A 19,228-nucleotide genomic window follows, 5' to 3' on the forward strand; every position below is an offset into this window, starting at 1 on the left:
TATAAGGCTCAACAGGCATGGTAACGGTAAGTCAGGCTGGGATGGGCCTTATCCTGTACCAGCGGCAAGCCTTCCAGTAACCAGTTCAGCTGGCGTGTGCTAATGGTCAGGGCCAGTTCGTCATCCTCAATCCCTGGCCATTGGAACGTGCCTTTTTCTAAACGCTTGTAGTACAGCCAGAAGCCATTGTTGACCCACTGCAGCATTTTAATTTTATCGCGGCGGCGGCCACAGAACACAAAGAGTTGTTCCGAACAGGGCTCCTGCTCCAGGTCATAGGCAACAATATTACTCAGGCCANCTTGGTGGATCAGGTGATTGAAATGAAGGTGGGGTTGCCCGGACGCTTACCCCAGCAGATCAGGTACCACAAAAGGTCTGATAACGTTCGGTAAAATCCTCTGGTGCCGGGGTGGCAAAGGGCCGGGTTTGGGTATTTTCCTCAAAAGGCTGTTGCAGGGCACTGAGCAGATCGTTAAACAGGCTGTAGTCATTTTCATCGCTGGCGGCAGTGAGTGCCGCTTCTACCATATGGTTGCGGGCAATAACAAAAGGGTTAATGGTATTCATCTTTGCAGCCCGTTGTGCTGAGGTGAATTCACCGCCATCCGGCTGGTCGTTTTGTAGGCGCTGCTGCCAGTCTTTAAGCCAGCTGTTGAGGCCGTCCTGATCGTCAAACAGCTTTATTAAGGGCTCCGTATTGCCCCTTAATACATCACTGAGATAACGCCAGGCCAGGGTAAAATCCACCTTGTTCTGGTGCAGCAGATCGAGCCAGCGTTCAGTCAGTTCCGTGTCGTTATTATCCTCGCTGTAAAACAGTCCGAGTTTTTGCCGCTGGCCTTGCAGCAGGTAACGGCGGTACATATCCGCAAAGCGGTTGATGGTTTCTGTCAGCACTTCGACTTTTTTTTCATCTTCTCCATCAAGCAGTGGCAGTAAGGTTTCGGCAAAACGGGCCAGATTCCAGTGCATGATCTTAGGTTGGTTGGCATAGGCGTAACGGCCATGCTGATCAATAGAGCTGAACACGGCGCCGGGCTTATACTGTTCCATAAAGGCGCAGGGGCCGTAATCGATGGTTTCACCAGAGAGGGTAGTATTGTCAGTGTTCATCACGCCGTGAATAAAGCCGTGATTAATCCAGCTCGCTACCAGTGCTGCCTGTTTGTCCATTACCGCTTCCAGCATGGCCAGATAGGGGGGGGGCTGTTGCGCTAAATCCGGGTAGTGGCGTTTAAGGGTATAATCGGCCAGCGCAGTGAGGCTGGTAATGTCGTTCCGGGCAGAGAAATACTCAAAGGTACCGATACGGATATGGCTTGCTGCCACCCGTGTAAGTATAGCCCCGGGTAAGGGGTGCTGGCGTTGCACCTGTTCATGGGTCGCAACAACCCCAAGGCTGCGGGTTGTGGGAATGCCCAGGTGATACAAAGCTTCGCTGAGCAACACTTCACGCAGCATCGGGCCAAGGGCCGCTTTCCCGTCACCACCACGGGAAAAAGGCGTACGGCCAGAGCCTTTTAAGGCCAGATCCCAGCGTTGCTTGTCGTTGTCGAGCCATTCACCGAGAACCACCGCACGGCCATCGCCGAGCATGGGCGCCAGATGGCCAAACTGATGGCCGGTGTAGGCCTGGGCAAAGGGTTTGGTCGTCTCTGGCAGATTATTACCGGCAAAAAATAACGCCAGTGTATTGTCCTCAGCAGTCTCCAGCTCCAAAGCTAACTGTTTTGCCAGTGGCCGGTTCAGATACACCAGTTCAGGCGAGTCAATAGTATCCGGCTGCCATTCGATACAACCCTCTGGCAGGGCTTTGAGGTAGGTGTATTGCAGGGACAGCTTTATTTCTGACATTCGATCTCCGTTTTGGGTTTTGTGGCAAAGCCAATAGCGGCAGCCTAGTTCAGTTTAGCAAGCACAGCAACAGTCAGAGGTAGTCAGTCCGAAAATTGCATTTTGTCGACAATATATCGGTTTTTATTTGACGATTTGTGATATCGAGTCTATATTGTCGACACTTTTCGAAATCAGGCACTGTTTTTCTGTTGAATATGTTGAGCGAACAACCCATCACATCCGCGGATAAAACCTTTTTCCGCTTACGCAAAGACATTGTCGAAGGTCAGATTGCTTCAGGCTCAAAACTCAGCGAAACCGAATTGTCGACAAAGTATCAGGTCAGCCGTGCGGTGGTCCGTGAAGCCATCAATCGTCTGGAAACCTGTAATCTGGTTGAGCGCAAAGCCAATATAGGTGCGCGGGTTGTGGCACTGAGCCCGCAAGGGTTGGTGCAATTATATCAGGTCAGGGAATCGCTGGAAGGCATGGCGGCACGGCTGGCGGCCAACAATATGACAGATGAAGAAGTCAGCGGCCTGAATGACCTGCTCAGCAGCCATTTTCAGGAAGTGAAACAGGGGCAGTCCTATTATCAGGAGGCCGGTGACGTGGATTTTCATTACCGCATTATAATGGGGAGTAAAAATCAGCATCTGATCTCCATGCTGCTCAATGGCATTTATCATCTGGTGCGTATGTACCGGGTGCAGCTGGGCATGGCCGGCCCCAGGGTGACCACTGCTTTTGATGAACACCGGCATATTGTGCAGGCCATATCGCATCGTGATGAAGAACTGGCAGAAATGCTGATGCGACGCCATATTCTGTATTCAAAAAATAATATTGCCGCCAAACTGGAAGGTAAGTAGCCAAGGGTAGCGGATGCTGTTGTTGTAATTGAGAACACGCGGTAAATCCATCCATGGACGCTTCGCCACAGCATCCATGCTGTGGAGAGTTCACAATTACAACAACAGCACCCGAGTGTGTAAGGTTGATTAAATCGAAAGATCAGATAATACAATTTATGCAAACAGAGGAAAGACTATGAGTGCAGGTAAGAAATTTCGTCAGGCGCTGGCCGACAACCAGCCTCTGCAGATTGTAGGGACCATTAATGCCTACGCCGCCATCATGGCGAAAAAAATCGGTCATCAGGCCATTTACCTGTCCGGTGGCGGGGTGGCGAATGCCTCCTATGGCCTGCCTGATCTGGGGATGACGTCGTTAAACGATGTACTGGTAGATGTGCAGCGCATTACCGCTGCCTGTGATCTACCCTTATTGGTAGATATCGATACCGGCTGGGGTGGCGCCTTTAATATCGCCAAGACCATCCGCGATATGGAAAAAGCCGGTGCGGCGGCGGTACATATGGAAGATCAGGTGGCGCAAAAGCGTTGCGGCCACCGCCCGAATAAAGAAATTGTCTCCACTGCAGAAATGGTGGATCGCATCAAGGCGGCGGTAGATGCCCGCACTGACCCGGACTTTTTTATTATGGCCCGTACCGACGCTTTTGCTCAGGAGGGCTTAGAGGCCGCCATAGCCCGCGCTAAAGCTTATGTTGAGGCCGGTGCCGACGGCATTTTTGCCGAAGCCATTCAGACCGAAGAGCATTATCGGGCCTTTGCACAAGCGTTGGATGTGCCGATTCTGGCCAATATTACCGAGTTTGGTAAAACCGAGCTGTGGAACAAGGCGCAACTGGGTGAGTGGGGCGCGGCAATGGTGCTGTATCCCTTAAGTGCATTCCGGGCCATGAACAAGGCGGCCGAAAATGTGTATCAGACGATTCTTGAGCAGGGCGATCAGAAAGCGGTGGTGGATGCCATGCAGACCCGGATGGAGCTGTATGATTATCTGGACTATCACCAGTATGAACAAAAACTGGACCAGCTCTTCGCCAAGGGCAAAGAGTAAGAAAAAGCATTTTCACCACAGAGGCACGAAGCGCACAGAGATTGTAGGGCCCAATTTATTGGGTCTCAAGGGCTCAATACAGACTCTGTCAGGCGAATAAATTCGCCCCTACAGAGAACTGAGTGTTCAAAAAGAGAACACGGAGGTATAGACGTTATCAGCGGGTAAACCTCTGTGCCCTCTGTGTCTCTGTGGTTAGAAAGGCTTTTAATTGGCTTTGTGGCCGATGGTGAACAAACAAATTTAATAACAGCAAAATTTTCAGGAGAACATCGAATGGCAAAAGTACTAAAAGGGGCCGGATTACGCGGCCAGGTAGCAGGTAAAACGGCCCTTTCTACTGTGGGTAAATCCGGTTCGGGCTTAACCTATCGCGGCTATGATATTAAAGATCTGGCCAAACAGTGCCAGTTTGAAGAAGTGGCGTATCTAATCTTAAAAGGCAAATTGCCTAATCAGCAGGAGCTGAATGAATATAAACAGACTCTGCGCAGTCTGCGTGGCCTGCCTGATGCCTTAAAAGAAGTGCTGGAGCGTATTCCTGCCGATGCCCATCCTATGGATGTACTGCGCACTGGCTGCTCCATGTTGGGTAACCTGGAAACAGAAGAAAGTTTTGATCAACAGCAACAGGCTACCGACCGTATGCTGGCCTGTTTTCCCAGCATTATCTGTTACTGGTATCGCTATTCCCATGACGGTGTGCGTATCGATGTAGAAACCGATGACGACTCTATCGGCGCTCACTTTTTGCATATGCTGCACGGTAAAAAATCCAACAGTCTGCACGAGCAGGTGATGCATGTATCCCTGATCCTCTATGCAGAGCATGAGTTTAATGCTTCGACCTTTACTGCGCGGGTTTGTGCGTCCACCTTATCGGATATGCACTCCTGTGTTACCGGTGCCATCGGTTCTCTGCGTGGCCCACTACATGGCGGTGCTAACGAGGCGGCCATGGAAATGATCGAAGGCTTTACCTCGCCGGATCATGCCGAGAAAGAAATGTTAGGCAAACTGGAGCGTAAAGAGAAAATCATGGGCTTTGGCCATGCCATTTATTCAGACTCTGATCCACGCAACGAAGTGATCAAAACCTGGGCCAAAAAACTTGCCGAGGATGTGGGTGACACCGTGTTGTATCCGGTTTCCGAGCGCTGTGAAGAAGTGATGTGGCGAGAGAAGAAACTGTTCTGTAATGCCGACTTCTTCCATGCTTCGGCCTATCACTTTATGGGCATTCCCACCAAGCTGTTTACGCCGATCTTTGTGATGTCCCGGCTGACCGGCTGGGCCGCCCATGTGATGGAACAGCGGGCCGATAACCGCATTATCCGCCCCTCGGCCGATTATAACGGTGAAGCGCCGCGCAAAGTGCCGCCTATGGCTGAGCGGGATTAAGTCATCAGCTATCAGGGTTCAGTTGCCAGTGGCTGATAACTGAAACCTGGCAACTGATAACTTGTTCGTGCTTTTAGTGTGGTTCGTGGTTGAAAAAGATTAACCACAGAGTCACAGAGAGCACAGAGGTATGTAGGCCATCAATGGATAAATCTCCGTGACCTCTGTGTCTCTGTGGTGAGATTGCTTTTCGCGGAGATTGTAGGGCCCAATTTATTGGGCTATCCAGGTTCAAACCAGGCCCTGTCAGGCGAATAAATTCGCCCCTACAGCCCAACAAAGACCAGATACAAAAGGGGGAATAATGAATACCCAATACCGTAAATCCTTGCCGGGCACCAGCCTGGAGTATTTTGATACTCAGGCGGCGGTGGATGAAATCGAAGCCGGTGCCTACGCCAGACTGCCTTACACCTCCAGAGTGCTGGCAGAAAATCTGGTGCGTCGCTGCGAGCCAGACCAGCTTACCGATGCCCTCAAACAGCTGATTTACCGTAAGCGGGATCTGGACTTTCCCTGGTATCCGGCGCGGGTAGTTTGCCATGATATTCTCGGCCAGACGGCACTGGTTGACTTAGCTGGCCTGCGGGATGCCATCGCCGAACAAGGCGGCGATCCGGCCAAAGTGAACCCGGTGGTACCGACCCAGTTAATTGTGGATCACAGTCTGGCAGTGGAACATGCCGGTTTTGAAGGCGATGCCTTTGAAAAAAACCGTGCCATTGAAGACAGACGCAACGAAGATCGCTTCCACTTTATTAACTGGACCAAAACCGCCTTTAAGAATGTCGATGTAATTCCACCAGGCAACGGCATTATGCACCAGATTAATCTGGAGAAAATGTCGCCTGTGGTGCAGGTCAAAGACAATGTGGCCTTTGTGGATACCTGCGTAGGTACCGACAGCCACACGCCGATGGTGGATGCGCTGGGCGTGATTTCCATCGGCGTTGGCGGGCTGGAAGCGGAAAGCGTGATGCTTGGCCGCGCTTCTTATATGCGCCTGCCGGATATTATCGGTGTAGAACTGAGCGGTAAACTACAACCCGGTATCACCAGCACCGATATGGTACTGGCACTGACCGACTTTTTGCGTAAACAGCGGGTCGTGGGCGCCTATCTGGAATTTTATGGCGAAGGGGCCGACAGCCTGTCAATTGGCGACCGCGCCACCATTTCCAATATGACACCGGAATATGGCGCTACAGCGGCGATGTTTTATATCGATAAACAAACTACCGATTATCTGACCCTGACCGGCCGTGAAGACAAACAGGTTGAGCTGGTGGAGAAATTCGCCAGACACACCGGGCTTTGGAGCGATAGCCTCAAAACCGCCGAATATGAAAAAGTGCTGACGTTTGATTTATCTTCGGTGCGCCGCACGCTGGCCGGGCCGTCCAATCCCCACGCGTTGCTGCCTGCATCGGATCTGGTTAAGCGCGGTATTGCCGGTAAATATGAGCAGGAAGAGGGTAAAATGCCCGATGGCGCGGTGATTATCGCCGCCATCACCAGCTGTACCAATACCAGTAATCCGCGCAATATGATTTCCGCGGGTTTAATTGCCCGCAATGCCAATAAGCTGGGTTTGACCCGTAAACCCTGGGTAAAAAGCTCCACTGCACCGGGTTCAAAAACCGTGAAAACCTACCTTGAAGAAGCCGGGCTGTTGTCGGAACTTGAGAAGCTGGGTTTTGGCGTGGTGGGCTATGCCTGTACCACCTGTAACGGTATGAGCGGGGCTCTGGATCCTGAAATCCAGAAGGAAATCGTCGATCGCGACCTGTATTCGGTGGCAGTGATCTCCGGTAATCGTAACTTTGATGGCCGGATTCACCCTTATGCCAAAAATGCCTTTCTGGCCTCACCGCCTTTGGTGGTGGCCTATGCTATTGCCGGCAGTATTCGCTTTGATATCGAAAAAGATCCCCTGGGTTATGATGCGCAAGGTAATCCGGTAACGCTGAAGGATATCTGGCCCGATGACGAAGAGATTAGCGCCATCGTCAAACAGGCGGTTAAGCCTGAGCAGTATCGTGAGGTCTACGACCCCATGTTTGATCTGAGCGTGGATTACGGCGAAGACACCACCCCCCTGTACGACTGGCGAGAAAAAAGTACCTACATTCGCCGCCCGCCTTATTGGCAGGGCGCCTTTGTGGGTAAGCCCGATATGCAGGGTATGCGTGCGCTGGCGGTACTGGGAGATAATATCACCACAGATCATTTATCGCCCTCCAATGCCATTATGCTGGACAGCGCCGCCGGTGAATATCTGGCAGAAATGGGTCTGCCGGAGGAAGATTTTAATTCCTATGCCACCCACCGCGGTGACCATCTGACCGCACAGCGGGCGACTCTGGCCAATCCCAAGCTGTTTAATGAAATGGTGCGGGATGAAAAAGGTGAGGTTATTCAGGGCTCGCTGACCCGGCTTGAGCCAGAAGGTAAGGTGATGCGCATGTGGGATGCGATTGAAACCTATATGCAGCGTAAGCAGCCGCTGATCATTATCGCCGGTGCTGACTATGGTCAGGGCTCATCCCGTGACTGGGCTGCAAAAGGCGTGCGTCTGGCCGGGGTAGAAGTAATTGTGGCTGAAGGTTTTGAGCGCATTCACCGTACCAACCTGATTGGTATGGGCGTATTGCCGCTGGAATTCACCGAAGGCGAGAACCGCAACAGCCTGAACATTGATGGCAGTGAAACCTTCGATGTGAAAGGCGAACCTTCTCCTGGCGCCATGCTGACCCTGATGATCCACCGTAAAGATGGCAGCAACGAGGAGGTGCAGGTGAAATGCCGTCTGGATACCGCCGAAGAGCTGTCTATTTATGAAGCGGGCGGTGTACTGCAGCGCTTTGCCAAGGACTTTCTGCAGAGCAACTAAAGAGCAATGGTCAGTTTTCAGTGGGCAGTTTTCTGAGTAAAACTGCAGGCTGATAGCTGATAACTCAATATGGAGTTTCAAATTGTTAGAGCCACTTTTGTCTTTAGTTATAGCAACAGGTTTACTTTTGGGATCTCCGGGGCCTGCACCTTTAGCCCTGGCAGCGACCGGGGCTATATACGGGGTCAAAAGAGGTACGCCATTTCTGCTTGGGATCTTGTCAGGCCTGTCGTTTGCCATTATTGGTGCTACGGCTGGTTTAGCGGCATTGTTTGCATCATTTCCAAACATTAAAACTACTTTTCAATTGCTTGGCGCTGTTTATATTGCTTACCTTGCATGCAAAATAGCGTCAGCCCCTGTAGTTGCAAGTAATGCCTTTCAATCGGCGCCCGGATTCAAAGACGGATTTATACTAAATCTTTTAAATCCAAAAGCTTATGCTGCATTTCTGGCAATATTTTCTCAGTTTCTTCTTCCGTTCGAAGATTCTGCGGTTGGATATATCATTACAGGTATAACGTGCTTACTTGTGGCAACGGTTGTTGACGCCCTATGGTTATGTCTTGGTGGTATTTTAAAGCCGGTTTTTTCACACCCAATACAAGCAAGAGTCATTCGAATCGCGTTTGCATTACTCATGCTTGGAGCTGTTATTTATGCGTTGGTTTAAGGCTAACCTGATATAAAGGAGACTAAATGGCTGTGGATAAGGTAGCTGTTGTTACCGGTTCAGGCAGAGGTATTGGTGCTGAAGCAGCGAAGCTTCTGGCCAGAAATGGGTATTCCGTTTGCGTTAATTATGTCTCCAACGCCAAAGCTGCTGATGGCGTAAAAAATCAGATACTAAAGGATGGTGGGCACTGTATAACCGTCAAGGCAGATGTGTCGTCGGCTAATGACGTTGCCAGATTATTTGAAACAGTAGACCGGGAGTTGGGACCTGTATCTGTATTGGTCAACAACGCAGCCATACTAATGCCTCAGTGTCGGCTGGAGGAGATTTCGGAAGCGCGTTTTATCGAAGTGCTGAGGAAGAACGTTTTAAGTTGTTTTTTGTGCTCAAAAGAAGCCATAAAACGCATGTCTACAAAAAATGGTGGTGCGGGAGGCGCTATTGTCAACGTTTCCTCTGCTGCCTCGAAGAGCGGTTCGCCCAACGAGTATATTGACTACGCCGCTTCTAAAGGTGCTGTCGATACGTTGACCCGGGGACTGGCACTGGAAGTTGCACAGGAGGGTGTCCGGGTGAACGCTGTTCGGCCAGGTCTCATTTATACACAGATGCATAGTTCTGGTGGCGAGCCGGATCGCGTAGAAAGGTTGAAATCGAAGATCCCCTTACAACGCGGCGGCCAACCTGCAGAAGTCGCTGAAGCCATACTCTGGTTAGCCACTGACAGGTCTTCCTTCGTAACGGGTAGCTTTATCGATACTACCGGGGGCTTGTAATGCATACTCATATCAGGCACAGCGACAGCTTTTTCGTTACGGCTTTGGTCCATCTAATCGTGACAATAAACGCCAGTTTATTACAGGAATAAAGTATGAAGTTTAAACCGCAATTCAAAATCCCTGCCACCTATATGCGTGGCGGCAGACTATTTTCAGGCGCTAAATTCTTCCCTGAATTTATCGCCGTCGCGGCGAAAAAATGCGATTTTTCCTTGCTCGCAGGCACATTCGTGCCTGGCGGCCAGTCCCTTGGCCGCGGATGTACCGCCTTTAACCCTAACAAAATCGGAGGCTGTCATGTTTAAACCCCAGCTGCGTATTCCTGCCACCTATATGCGTGGCGGTACATCCAAAGGGGTGTTTTTCTGCCTTAAGGATCTGCCTGAGGTGGCGCAGAAGCCGGGGCCGGAGCGTGATGCATTGCTGCTGCGTGTTATTGGCAGCCCGGACCCATACGCCAAGCATACCGACGGTATGGGCGGGGCCACCTCCAGCACCAGCAAAACGGTGATTTTGTCAAAAAGCACAAAGCCGGATCACGATGTGGATTACCTGTTCGGCCAGGTCGCCATCGACAAGCCTTTTATCGACTGGAGCGGTAATTGTGGCAATCTTACCGCTGCGGTGGGGGCCTTTGCCATCAGTAACGAGCTGGTGGATAAGAACCGCATCCCGCAAAACGGTGTTGCCGTGGTACGTATCTGGCAGGCTAATATCGAGAAAACCATTATTGCCCATATCCCCATCACTGATGGACAGGTGCAGGAAACCGGCGATTTTGAACTCGATGGTGTGACCTTTCCCGCCGCCGAAGTCAAAGTGGAATTTATGCACCCGGCCGATGGCGAAGGGGCGGTGTTCCCCACCGGCAATCTGGTGGATGAATTAGCAGTGCCGGAGCATCTGGTGTCAGGCGGTAAACTCAAAGCCACTCTGATCAATGCCGGTATTCCCACCATTTTTGTAAATGCGAACGATATTGGCTATAGCGGCACTGAATTGCAGGACGTCATCAACGGCGACTCCAAAGCGCTGGAGCGCTTTGAAGCATTGCGCGCCCATGGGGCACTGAAAATGGGGCTGATCAGCGATTTAAGTCAGGCCGCTGCACGCCAGCATACCCCGAAAATCGCCTTTGTGGCACCCCCGGTCAGCTATACCGCCTCAAGCGGGAAAGCGGTTAATGCTGAAGATATCGATATATTGGTGCGGGCCCTGTCCATGGGTAAATTGCACCACGCTATGATGGGTACGGCTGCCGTGGCCATTGCCGTGGCTGCAGCCATTCCCGGCACCCTGGTTAATCAGGCCGCAGGAGGTGTTGAGCGTGAGTCGGTGACCTTTGGCCATCCCTCGGGTACCTTGCAGGTAGGCGCCAAAGCGGTACTGGAAAACGGCCAATGGCAGGTAGAAAAGGCCATTATGAGCCGCAGCGCCAGAGTCTTAATGGAAGGCTGGGTCAGGGTACCTGCTGCCGATGAGGAAACTGAATAAGGATTGCACAAGGGCGAAAAATCCCCTAGTGTCATCACAAAATCATCAGGGGTGACATCATGGTGCTTGCGGGCCGTTTGCTGGTTTATCTGATAGCGCTGGGCTCTGGCAGCAATATTGTCAATGCTGCAGGTCCGGTTGCAGAAACAGGTACTGCAAGCATAGTTGAGAATGTCAGTTACCAGAACATAACCGCCTTGCCCTGGAGAGAGGCGGACCACAGGCTTAACTATGGTCCGCAATCATTGCAATTCGGTGGACTATGGTTGCCTCAACGTGCCAGCGCTGATAATCCCGCACCTCTGGTTATTTTTGTGCACGGTGGCTGCTGGTTAAGTGCATATGATATCCGCCATAGTTACCCCTTAAGTACCGCCCTGGCCGATAGCGGTTTTGCAGTGTGGTCTTTAGAATACCGGCGCAGCGGCGATCCCGGAGGCGGCTGGCCGGGCAGCCTGGAAGATGTAATAGCAGGCATCAGTCATATCAGACAACTGCAAGATTTCCCCGTAGACCTGGAGCGTGTGGTTCTGACGGGTCACTCGGCTGGTGGTCATCTGGCATTGCTGGCAGCGCAGCACAATGATGTGCCATCCCTGGATGCGGTGATTGGTCTTGCCGCGATTACCGATATTTCTGAATACGCCCTGGGTGATAACGGCTGTCAAAAGGCCGCGGCCGGATTTATGGGAGGCTCGTCATTACAGGTACCAGAGGCCTATCAGCAGGCACAGATCAGTGCTGATAAACTCCCCTCCTCAGTGTATTTACTACATGGTGAGCAGGACAGTATTGTGCCCCTGACACAGAGTAACGGCTTTGAACATCACATATTACCTCGCGCCGGGCACTTTGACTGGTTGCATCCCCAAACACCGGCCTACGGGCTGTTTATGACCAGGCTGCAGGACTATTTGCAGGAACAAAAACCATGATCCTGATGAAAAAAATCAGCCATCATAATCTGTGTATTCTGAGGCGCAAAGGCGCTGAGAACTGAAAAACCAATCGCTCATAAGAAGGTGCTGTATTCTGGATAGCTTAGCGATGCCTGGATAAAATTTAGTACTTTGTATGGCTGGTTAAAAAGCATTCAACCACGAAAAACACTAAAGGCACGAACAGAAAGACGGGGCAGGTTTATGTTTTTCTTTGCGACCTCTGCGCCTCTGCGAGATACCCGGCTTTAATTTGTTTGCTCTCGCAGAGGCGAAAAGGTTTCAAAGAGTCAATCTGTTGCCGCCTTCGTGCTCTTCGCGTCCTTCGTGGTTAAAGGCTTTCTTTCGGACCACGAAGCGCTCGAAGAGCACGAAGAAAGCTACTGCCAGATCCCAGACTTTTGTGTTTAATCTGGCAGGGGCGCAGATGTGATGAGATTCAAATCTCAGTGTTCTCTACCGTGAACAGGGCTTGTTGTGGCTGATTACTCGCCGGTTATACCAGGGCGGCGGTTTTGATCTGGGCATATAGATGCAGGCCGGGTTTTAGATTCAGCCGGGCGGCAGATTTCTGACTGATTCTGGCCAGCAATATTGCCTTACCGGCTTTAAGCCTGACCAGCATCTGGCCTTGAGGCTCTTGCTGTAATGTGTCTACCTGTGCGCTGAGGATATTCAGTATGCTCGAATGTTCCGGGCGCTCAAGACACAGACTTACATCTCTGGCGTGGATCTGCACCCTGAATTCGCCATTGGCTGAGTGCAGTCCGGGCAGCAATAATTCGCCGATTTCCGTATCCAGACGGGTTAAACAATATTCCGGCTCCTGAGCGGCACTGCGCGCTCTGATCACCACGGTGGCGTCGCTGCGCCGGGCCAGGGGCAAATCCATTCTGGTCAGTAATTCATACAGCGGGCCTTGTGCATTGATTCGGCCATTTTCCATCAGTAGCAAGGTATCGGCCAGTTGGGCAATCTCATCGCGGCTGTGACTGACATAAAGTATTGGGATCGCCAGTTCTCTATGCAATCTTTGCAAATAGGGCAGGATCTCCTGCTTACGCTGATAATCCAGTGCCGACAAAGGCTCATCCATGATTAACAGGGCCGGGTTAATGGCCAGCGCCCGGGCAATGGCCACCCGCTGCTGTTCTCCTCCGGAAAGGGCATGGGGCTTGCGCTCAAGCAACGGTTCAAGGCCTAAAAGGTTAATCAGCCCGTCTATTTCAATGGTTTTATCATTGTCGCCCGGCCAGGCCCGTTTTTGCGCATAGCGGATATTGCCCAGTGCACTTAAGTGGGCAAACAGGCCGGGCTGTTGAAACACAAAACCCAGTTGTCGCTGATGGGCAGGCACAAAGCGGTTGTGATCCTGCCAGACATGGCCCTGAACCGACAGGATGCCGGTGCAGTTTCTCTCCAGCCCGGCAATACAGCGCAGCAGGGTGGTTTTACCACAGCCCGAGGGGCCAAACAGAGCGCTGATGCCTTTATCCGGCAGATCAAAGGTACAGCTAAGCTCAAAGTCCTCCCGCTTCAGAGTCAGGCTGGCACTGATACTCATGGGCTGACCAGTTTAAAGCGCCGGTTGAGGGCATAAATCCCCAGCAGCAGCATAAAAGACAGGCCCAGCAATAATGCCGATAAGCCGTGAGCGGCGCCGTATTCCAGCGCTTCCACATGTTCATAGATGGCAATGGAAACCACCTGAGTCTGGCCGGGAATATTGCCGCCGATCATCAGCACCACACCAAATTCCCCTAAGGTATGGGCAAAACCTAATACCGCCGCGCTGAGCAAGCCGTGGCGGGCGAGGGGCAGAGCGATGGTAAAAAAGCGGTCCAGCGGCCCTGCTCTTAAGGTGGCGGCAGCATCTAAGGTGGCAGGCTGAATTGCCACAAAGGCATTTTGCAGTGGTTGCACCACAAAGGGCAGAGAATAGAACACTGAGCCGATAACCAGGCCGGTAAAGCTAAAGGCCAGGCTACCACCGCCGAGCATGGCTGATAATGCGCCCAGTGGGCCATCAGGCCCCAGTGCCAGCAGCAGATAAAAGCCCAGTACCGTTGGGGGCAGCACCAGTGGCAGGGCGATCATCGCTTCTAATAAAAATTTAAACCGCCAGCGGCTGCGGGCCAGCCACCAGGCCAGCGGCGTGCCCAATACCAGCAAAATAAGGGTGCTGATAAAGGCGAGTTTAAGGGTCAGCCACAGGGCCATCAGATCGCCGTCAGCGAACATGGGCTGTACCTTTGTGGTCTGTGTCTTTGCTGTCGGGCAGGGTGTAGCCCCACTGTGCAATGACCTTACGGGCAGTATCGCTTTGCAGAAAATCACTAAATGCGGTTGCCTCAGGGCTGATTTTCAGAACCACTGCCTGTTGCACAACCGGGGCGTAATCATCTGCTGGCAGCAGACAATAATAATCCTTTGAAATATCAGCCTGAAGCAGCTGACTTAAGGCCAGCAGGCCCGCTTCGGCGTTACCGCTGTGTACAAACTGCCAGGCCTGATTAATGTTTTCTCCCCGAACCAGTTTAGTTTGCAGTGGCTGCCACAGTTTCAGGCTCTGAAGATATTGCTGTGCGGCCAGGCCATAGGGCGCCAGACGCGGGTTGGCAATCGCCAGATGGTTAAAGCGGCCTATTGTAAGAAATTCCGGTGTAGGATGCGGATGCTTTGGGGTATATAAAGCCAGCTGGCCGATGGCATAGGTAAAACGGCTGTTTTTTACTATCTTGCTTTGTCGTTCCAGCAATTCCGGGCGTCTGGCATCGGCGGCAAGAAACACATCAAAGGGCGCCCCTTGCAGGATCTGGCCGTACTGTTTGCCGGTGGCGCCGCTGATGATAGTGATTTTATGCCCATGTTGCTGCTCAAAGATACCGGTGAGGGATTCCAGCGTGGCCTTAAAATTACTGGCTACTGCCACCTGTAAAGGTTCGCCGTTAACAGTGAATGGAAATAGTAACAGCAGTATTACCATAAGGTTTTTTGGTCCAATAAATTGGACCCTACAGATGAAATTGCAGGATAATATTGGCGTTAATCCACCAGGCATACTACTTCCATTGCTGCGCTTTTTGTTGATCCGATGCTTTGGCCTCTACCCAATGTTCGCCATTTTCGGTTTGTTCTTTTTTCCAGAATGGCGCGCGGGTTTTTAAATAATCCATAATAAACTCACAGGCGGCGAAGGCATCTCCGCGATGGCGGGCGCTGATGCCCACAAACACGATCTGCTCGCTAAGCGCCAGTTTGCCGACCCGGTGGATCACCCGCACCCGGCCGAGTTGCCAGCGGTTGCGAGCATCATGCACAATTTCCCGTAATGCTTTTTCGGTCATTGCCGGGTAATGCTCCAGTGTCAGGCTGGTTATACGCTGGCCCTGATTCAGATCCCGCACCAGCCCGGTAAAAGTCACTACGGCACCATCACTGCTGTTATTTTCACACAGCTTTGCATATTCGGCCGCCAGACAGAAGTCTTCATTCTGCACCGCAATAAAATCCGCATTGTTGGTATGGGTCTCAGCCATAGGAGTTATCCATTTAAATTCACCACAAACAAAAACTTTTATTCACCACAGAGGCACAGAGAGCACAGAGGACTTTCCACTCATTCACCCTCTGTGTCCTCCGTGGCTCTGTGGTTAATATTAAAGGCTCTACCCACCAGTTACTGGTGGGAAGAAGGCCACTTCGTCTTTTTCTGATAACGGCGTGCTGTCATTGGCCAGGGTCTGGTTTACCGCTGCCAGGGCTTTACCCTCGGCCAGGTACTCCTGCCACAGCTCGCCTTTTTGTTGCAGATGCGCGCGCAGCTCTGCCAGTGTATTCACTTCAGGCTCAACCACCAACGTATCGCAATCCAGTACTTCTCTTAGTTGAGCAAAAAATAACACCTTCATCGTCTGTCCTTACACCTTGCACATAAAAAGCCATAATTCTCGCAGAGTCGCTAAGGCGCAGAGGATTGGTATGATCATTAAACCTCTGCGTCTCTGCGAGATCCCTTTCTTACTCGTTCCGTCTTACATTTAACACTTCACAAACCATACACTCCCCGGATTCCGCTTCGCTGTATCCAGGTTACTCGCCGATATAGCTTTGTAGCCCGTCAAGGAGCGAAGCGGATTGCGGGAACCCCTCACCCCTCACACTTCACCCCTCACCATCATACTGCCAGTGGCCGGACTTGCCGCCCTGCTTTTCCAGTACCCGGATGCCGTCGATGCACATCGCCGGGTCGACGGCTTTGCACATATCAAATAAGGTCAGAGCCGCGACGCTCACTGCGGTAAGGGCTTCCATCTCCACTCCGGTCTGGCCAGCCAGTTTGCATAAACTGACAATACGTACCCGGTTCTGACCGGGCTGGGGCTCAAAATCCACCTGGATTTTTGAGAGCATCAGCGGGTGGCACAGAGGGATAATATTGGCGCATTGTTTGGCGGCCTGAATACCGGCAATCCGGGATACACTGAAGACATCGCCTTTGGCATGTTCTCCGGCGAGGATCATCTGCAGGGTTTTGCTGCTCATGCTGATGTAGCCCTCGGCCATGGCCTGGCGTTTAGTCACCGCTTTGTCGGTAACATCCACCATGGCCGCTTCGCCTTTTTGATTAATATGGCTGAGCTGGCTCATTGGCGGGTCTCACAAGCCGGTGCGGCTTTAAGATGGCCGACAAAGTTACAGGGGCCGTGGGCAGCATCCAGTTGTTCACGAATAATGCCATTCCAGGCGGTCTTACAGGCACCGGTGGAGCCGGGCATACAGAATATCAGGGTATGGTTGGCAAGGCCCGCCAATGCACGGGATTGCACCGTTGAGGTGCCGATTTCCTTAAATGAAAGATAACGAAACAGTTCGCCAAAACCTTCTACCTGCTTATCAAACAGCACACTGATGGCCTCCGGGGTGGAGTCGCGACCGGAAAAACCGGTACCGCCAGTCAGCAACACAACCTGAATACCGGCATCGGCTATCCAGGCCGATACCTGAGCCCGAAGCTGGTAGATATCATCTTTGCAAATGGCTTTGGCGGCCAGCTGGTGGCCTGCATCTTCCACTGCAGACACCAGATACCGGCCAGAGGTGTCATTGCTCTCATCGCGGGTATCTGACACAGTCAGTACGGCAATGTTAAGGGCGTGAATGTTGTCGCTCATTTGTTCTCCTTTCCTGCTAAGAGAGCTGGCTGTCCTGCTCAGAGGCTAACGCCTGACCATATTGTAAGGGGTGTATCTGTGTCAGTAATGCCTGCCATTGCTGCGGCGTATTGACATTGATAAGTCTTTGCTCCTGATCACAAGGCAGGGCCTGTGCTTCTGCACTTTGCAGTAGCCCTTTGACTGACCCCTGACCTTCGTTACTGAGTTGTGTAAACAGTGTGTCTTTGAGCTTGTCACTCAGCAATAAACAGGCTGGTAAATAGCTGCTCTGAAAGTAACAACTGCAGCGGTGCTGATGGCTGTGATTGATCAAAGTGCTCAATAGCTCCGGGCTTAAAAGTGGCATATCTACCGGCACCACCAGCAAAAACTCTTCTGCGGGCAGTTGATTTGCCGCTGCCTCAATGCCGCCCAGTGGTCCGGCGTTTTCAAAGCGGTCCTGCAGATAGCCGGGTTGATTACGACTGATTCTGATGCGATCGCAGCCGCTGACTTTGATTCGCTCTACACAATGCTCCAGCAGGCTTTGACCCGCTAAAACCAATGTGGCTTTGTCGACGCCCATTCGGCTTGATTGGCCACCGGCCAGGATCACGGCACTTAACTTCATCAGCCCCCCAGCATGGCCAGATGCTGTGTGGCACCGGTATAGCCTTTATCCAGCCAGTGGCTGGCTTCTTTTTGACCAAGCAGGGTCACCAGTTTTTGTTGCAAGGCATCCATATTGCCTTCGCGCAGCAGCGGACGCAGATCCAGGCCCTGTTCGGCAAAAAGACACAGATGCAGCTTACCGCGGCTGGATACCCGCAGGCGGTTACAGCTTTTACAAAAGTCCTTGCTGTAGGGCATGATCAGGCCAATACGCCCGGTGTAGTCGGGGTGGCTGAACTCCTGCGCCGGGCCGGCTGATTTGTCCCTTAAAATCTGCCCCCAACCCTGTTCAAGCAAACGCTGCTTGATCGGCTGGCCACTGATATGGTTGTCATTAAAAAAGGGCTGATTATCACCGGTTTGCATTAGCTCAATCATGCGCAGTGTGACGGGCTTGTGTTTCAGCCAATCCAGCGCGTTGCTGAGCATACTGTCACTGTAGGGTTTTAGCAGCACCGAATTAATCTTGACCTGTATACCAAGATCCAGAGCCATATCGATGCCTTCGAGTACCGTTTCCAGCTTATTGTGACCGGTAATGGCGTGAAACTGGCGGGGATCCAGGCTGTCCATGCTGATATTCAGCGCACTTAAACCTGCATCGGCCCAGCTCTGAACCATCTGTGGCAGTTTAAAACCATTACTGGTAATGGCGACTTTTTCGATGCCCGGCGTGCTGGCGCATTGTTCGATAATCTGAGGTAAGTCTTTTCTTAAGCTGGGCTCACCGCCGGTGATCCTGATTTTACTGGTGCCCAGACCCGCAAAGGCGCTCACCAGCCTGGAGATTTCTTTCCTGCTGAGGAAGTCGCGATCGCCATCACACTGATAGCCATCGGGGAGACAATAAGTGCAACGAAAATTGCACACATCGGTAATGGACAGACGCAGGTAATGGAACCGGCGTCCGAATTTATCTTCCAGCATGTTTCACCTTTCCAAGTCGGGAGGCTGCGCCGTTTCCTGCACAACCCTGGCAAGCGTTTAAACCTGAGTTAACGCTTGCGGCCAGTACACCCTGCCAGAGGTTTAGGTGTAAAGGCTCGGTAAATTAAATTTTTGGCTCGTTTTCAGGGCATCACTGCACTGCTATGGTTCACTGTACACCACTGAGTTGATTGTGCCATTCCCCACAAGAGGTATGCGGCCAGTTTATTGTAGGTTGGGTTTAAACCCGGCAGCGATACCCGGAAATGGAGTGCTGCAAATTACCTGCCATAAAGTTATCAGTCTTCAGCTTACAGCTATCAGTATTTCACCACAGAGGCACAGAGAACACAGAGAAGTAAAGGATCAGTATTCGAATAGTTCAGCGACGCTTAGATATAACTTAGTACTTTGTGCGGCTGGTGAAAAACCTCAACCACGAAAAACACGAAAAGCACTAAAGGAAAGACAGAGCCGATTTATGCTTTTCTTTGCGACCTCTGCGTCTCTGCGAGATCCCGGGCTTT

General features: G+C 51.8%; 20 protein-coding genes and 1 riboswitch. Of the genes, 9 read left to right on the forward strand and 11 right to left on the reverse strand.

The annotated features are described in order from the left end of the window. Window positions 1-8: 8 nt before the first annotated feature. Complete coding sequence (tnpB, locus tag CDA54_RS18815; RefSeq protein WP_099036594.1) at window positions 9-314, reverse strand: IS66 family insertion sequence element accessory protein TnpB; 306 nt, start codon at window positions 312-314, stop codon at window positions 9-11. A 46-nt stretch (window positions 315-360) separates the two neighbouring features. Beyond that, the gene (locus CDA54_RS18820) at window positions 361-1,857 is read right to left on the reverse strand and encodes a protein adenylyltransferase SelO (RefSeq protein WP_099036595.1); all 1,497 of its coding nucleotides are present in this window, start codon (window positions 1,855-1,857) and stop codon (window positions 361-363) included. A 197-nt stretch (window positions 1,858-2,054) separates the two neighbouring features. On the opposite strand from CDA54_RS18820, the gene CDA54_RS18825 reads away from it, so the two are divergent. The 9 genes from CDA54_RS18825 to CDA54_RS18865 all read left to right on the forward strand — a co-directional run bounded on the left by CDA54_RS18825 (window position 2,055) and on the right by CDA54_RS18865 (window position 11,943). Next, window positions 2,055-2,711: a GntR family transcriptional regulator gene (locus tag CDA54_RS18825; RefSeq protein ID WP_373286114.1), complete on the forward strand. Its 657-nt coding sequence runs from the start codon at window positions 2,055-2,057 to the stop codon at window positions 2,709-2,711. 178 nt (window positions 2,712-2,889) lie between these two features. After that, complete coding sequence (gene prpB, locus CDA54_RS18830; RefSeq protein WP_099036597.1) at window positions 2,890-3,765, forward strand: methylisocitrate lyase; 876 nt, start codon at window positions 2,890-2,892, stop codon at window positions 3,763-3,765. 276 nt (window positions 3,766-4,041) lie between these two features. Continuing rightward, on the forward strand, window positions 4,042-5,166 hold the full coding sequence (gene prpC / locus CDA54_RS18835; RefSeq protein ID WP_099036598.1) for a bifunctional 2-methylcitrate synthase/citrate synthase: 1,125 nt from the start codon (window positions 4,042-4,044) through the stop codon (window positions 5,164-5,166). A 304-nt stretch (window positions 5,167-5,470) separates the two neighbouring features. Then, window positions 5,471-8,059 carry a Fe/S-dependent 2-methylisocitrate dehydratase AcnD gene (gene acnD, locus CDA54_RS18840; protein ID WP_099036599.1) on the forward strand — a complete coding sequence of 863 codons (2,589 nt, stop codon included), beginning with the start codon at window positions 5,471-5,473 and terminating at the stop codon, window positions 8,057-8,059. Window positions 8,060-8,141: 82 nt separating this feature from the next. After that, entirely contained in the window at window positions 8,142-8,732 is a 591-nt protein-coding gene (locus CDA54_RS18845) for a LysE family translocator (protein ID WP_099036600.1), read from the forward strand. A 26-nt stretch (window positions 8,733-8,758) separates the two neighbouring features. Next, entirely contained in the window at window positions 8,759-9,511 is a 753-nt protein-coding gene (locus tag CDA54_RS18850) for an SDR family oxidoreductase (RefSeq protein WP_099036601.1), read from the forward strand. Between the two features lie 95 nt (window positions 9,512-9,606). Further along, window positions 9,607-9,819, forward strand: a complete 213-nt coding sequence (locus CDA54_RS18855; protein WP_099036602.1) for a hypothetical protein — start codon at window positions 9,607-9,609, stop codon at window positions 9,817-9,819. Beyond that, on the forward strand, window positions 9,812-11,008 hold the full coding sequence (gene prpF / locus CDA54_RS18860) for a 2-methylaconitate cis-trans isomerase PrpF (protein WP_099036603.1): 1,197 nt from the start codon (window positions 9,812-9,814) through the stop codon (window positions 11,006-11,008). Before CDA54_RS18855 ends, prpF begins: the two co-directional genes overlap by 8 nt. Window positions 11,009-11,067: 59 nt before the next feature. After that, window positions 11,068-11,943: an alpha/beta hydrolase gene (locus tag CDA54_RS18865; protein ID WP_099036604.1), complete on the forward strand. Its 876-nt coding sequence runs from the start codon at window positions 11,068-11,070 to the stop codon at window positions 11,941-11,943. A gap of 499 nt (window positions 11,944-12,442) precedes the next feature. Here the strand turns inward: CDA54_RS18865 and modC are convergent, their stop codons facing one another. From modC to moaA, 9 genes are all read right to left on the reverse strand, one after another. After that, window positions 12,443-13,510 carry a molybdenum ABC transporter ATP-binding protein gene (modC, locus tag CDA54_RS18870; protein WP_099036605.1) on the reverse strand — a complete coding sequence of 356 codons (1,068 nt, stop codon included), beginning with the start codon at window positions 13,508-13,510 and terminating at the stop codon, window positions 12,443-12,445. Continuing rightward, window positions 13,507-14,187 (reverse strand): molybdate ABC transporter permease subunit, encoded by a 681-nt coding sequence (gene modB, locus CDA54_RS18875; RefSeq protein WP_099036606.1) that lies wholly within the window; start codon window positions 14,185-14,187, stop codon window positions 13,507-13,509. The genes modC and modB overlap by 4 nt, the downstream gene beginning before the upstream one ends. Then, window positions 14,177-14,878, reverse strand: coding sequence for a molybdate ABC transporter substrate-binding protein (gene modA / locus CDA54_RS18880; protein ID WP_218962436.1), 702 nt, complete (start codon window positions 14,876-14,878; stop codon window positions 14,177-14,179). The genes modB and modA overlap by 11 nt, the downstream gene beginning before the upstream one ends. Before the next feature lie 130 nt (window positions 14,879-15,008). After that, window positions 15,009-15,485, reverse strand: a complete 477-nt coding sequence (gene moaE / locus CDA54_RS18885) for a molybdopterin synthase catalytic subunit MoaE (protein WP_099036607.1) — start codon at window positions 15,483-15,485, stop codon at window positions 15,009-15,011. A gap of 129 nt (window positions 15,486-15,614) precedes the next feature. Further along, a complete protein-coding gene (moaD, locus tag CDA54_RS18890; RefSeq protein WP_062478183.1) occupies window positions 15,615-15,857 on the reverse strand; it encodes a molybdopterin synthase sulfur carrier subunit in 243 nt (80 codons plus the stop codon). A gap of 253 nt (window positions 15,858-16,110) precedes the next feature. Next, window positions 16,111-16,596, reverse strand: coding sequence for a cyclic pyranopterin monophosphate synthase MoaC (gene moaC, locus CDA54_RS18895; RefSeq protein WP_099036608.1), 486 nt, complete (start codon window positions 16,594-16,596; stop codon window positions 16,111-16,113). Continuing rightward, complete coding sequence (gene moaB, locus CDA54_RS18900; protein ID WP_099036609.1) at window positions 16,593-17,120, reverse strand: molybdenum cofactor biosynthesis protein B; 528 nt, start codon at window positions 17,118-17,120, stop codon at window positions 16,593-16,595. The genes moaC and moaB overlap by 4 nt, the downstream gene beginning before the upstream one ends. Window positions 17,121-17,136: 16 nt before the next feature. Next, a complete protein-coding gene (gene mobA, locus CDA54_RS18905; RefSeq protein ID WP_099036610.1) occupies window positions 17,137-17,733 on the reverse strand; it encodes a molybdenum cofactor guanylyltransferase in 597 nt (198 codons plus the stop codon). After that, window positions 17,733-18,701: a GTP 3',8-cyclase MoaA gene (gene moaA / locus CDA54_RS18910; RefSeq protein WP_099036611.1), complete on the reverse strand. Its 969-nt coding sequence runs from the start codon at window positions 18,699-18,701 to the stop codon at window positions 17,733-17,735. The genes mobA and moaA overlap by 1 nt, the downstream gene beginning before the upstream one ends. Continuing rightward, a riboswitch (molybdenum cofactor riboswitch) is annotated at window positions 18,690-18,835 on the reverse strand. Its footprint overlaps the gene before it by 12 nt. Window positions 18,836-19,228 lie beyond the last annotated feature (393 nt).

It is taken from the genome of Lacimicrobium alkaliphilum, from assembly GCF_002591895.1.
Lineage (GTDB): Bacteria > Pseudomonadota > Gammaproteobacteria > Enterobacterales > Alteromonadaceae > Lacimicrobium > Lacimicrobium alkaliphilum.

What these genes read in the sequence shown, in the direction of transcription:
- CDA54_RS18820 (WP_099036595.1), bottom strand. Translation starts at nt 1,857, where the DNA reads ATGTCAGAAATAAAGCTGTCCCTGCAATACACCTACCTCAAAGCCCTG.
- CDA54_RS18825 (WP_373286114.1), top strand. Translation starts at nt 2,055, where the DNA reads ATGTTGAGCGAACAACCCATCACATCCGCGGATAAAACCTTTTTCCGC.
- prpB (WP_099036597.1), top strand. Translation starts at nt 2,890, where the DNA reads ATGAGTGCAGGTAAGAAATTTCGTCAGGCGCTGGCCGACAACCAGCCT.
- prpC (WP_099036598.1), top strand. Translation starts at nt 4,042, where the DNA reads ATGGCAAAAGTACTAAAAGGGGCCGGATTACGCGGCCAGGTAGCAGGT.
- acnD (WP_099036599.1), top strand. Translation starts at nt 5,471, where the DNA reads ATGAATACCCAATACCGTAAATCCTTGCCGGGCACCAGCCTGGAGTAT.
- CDA54_RS18850 (WP_099036601.1), top strand. Translation starts at nt 8,759, where the DNA reads ATGGCTGTGGATAAGGTAGCTGTTGTTACCGGTTCAGGCAGAGGTATT.
- CDA54_RS18855 (WP_099036602.1), top strand. Translation starts at nt 9,607, where the DNA reads ATGAAGTTTAAACCGCAATTCAAAATCCCTGCCACCTATATGCGTGGC.
- prpF (WP_099036603.1), top strand. Translation starts at nt 9,812, where the DNA reads ATGTTTAAACCCCAGCTGCGTATTCCTGCCACCTATATGCGTGGCGGT.
- CDA54_RS18865 (WP_099036604.1), top strand. Translation starts at nt 11,068, where the DNA reads ATGGTGCTTGCGGGCCGTTTGCTGGTTTATCTGATAGCGCTGGGCTCT.
- modC (WP_099036605.1), bottom strand. Translation starts at nt 13,510, where the DNA reads ATGAGTATCAGTGCCAGCCTGACTCTGAAGCGGGAGGACTTTGAGCTT.
- modB (WP_099036606.1), bottom strand. Translation starts at nt 14,187, where the DNA reads ATGTTCGCTGACGGCGATCTGATGGCCCTGTGGCTGACCCTTAAACTC.
- moaE (WP_099036607.1), bottom strand. Translation starts at nt 15,485, where the DNA reads ATGGCTGAGACCCATACCAACAATGCGGATTTTATTGCGGTGCAGAAT.
- moaD (WP_062478183.1), bottom strand. Translation starts at nt 15,857, where the DNA reads ATGAAGGTGTTATTTTTTGCTCAACTAAGAGAAGTACTGGATTGCGAT.
- moaC (WP_099036608.1), bottom strand. Translation starts at nt 16,596, where the DNA reads ATGAGCCAGCTCAGCCATATTAATCAAAAAGGCGAAGCGGCCATGGTG.
- moaB (WP_099036609.1), bottom strand. Translation starts at nt 17,120, where the DNA reads ATGAGCGACAACATTCACGCCCTTAACATTGCCGTACTGACTGTGTCA.
- mobA (WP_099036610.1), bottom strand. Translation starts at nt 17,733, where the DNA reads ATGAAGTTAAGTGCCGTGATCCTGGCCGGTGGCCAATCAAGCCGAATG.
- moaA (WP_099036611.1), bottom strand. Translation starts at nt 18,701, where the DNA reads ATGCTGGAAGATAAATTCGGACGCCGGTTCCATTACCTGCGTCTGTCC.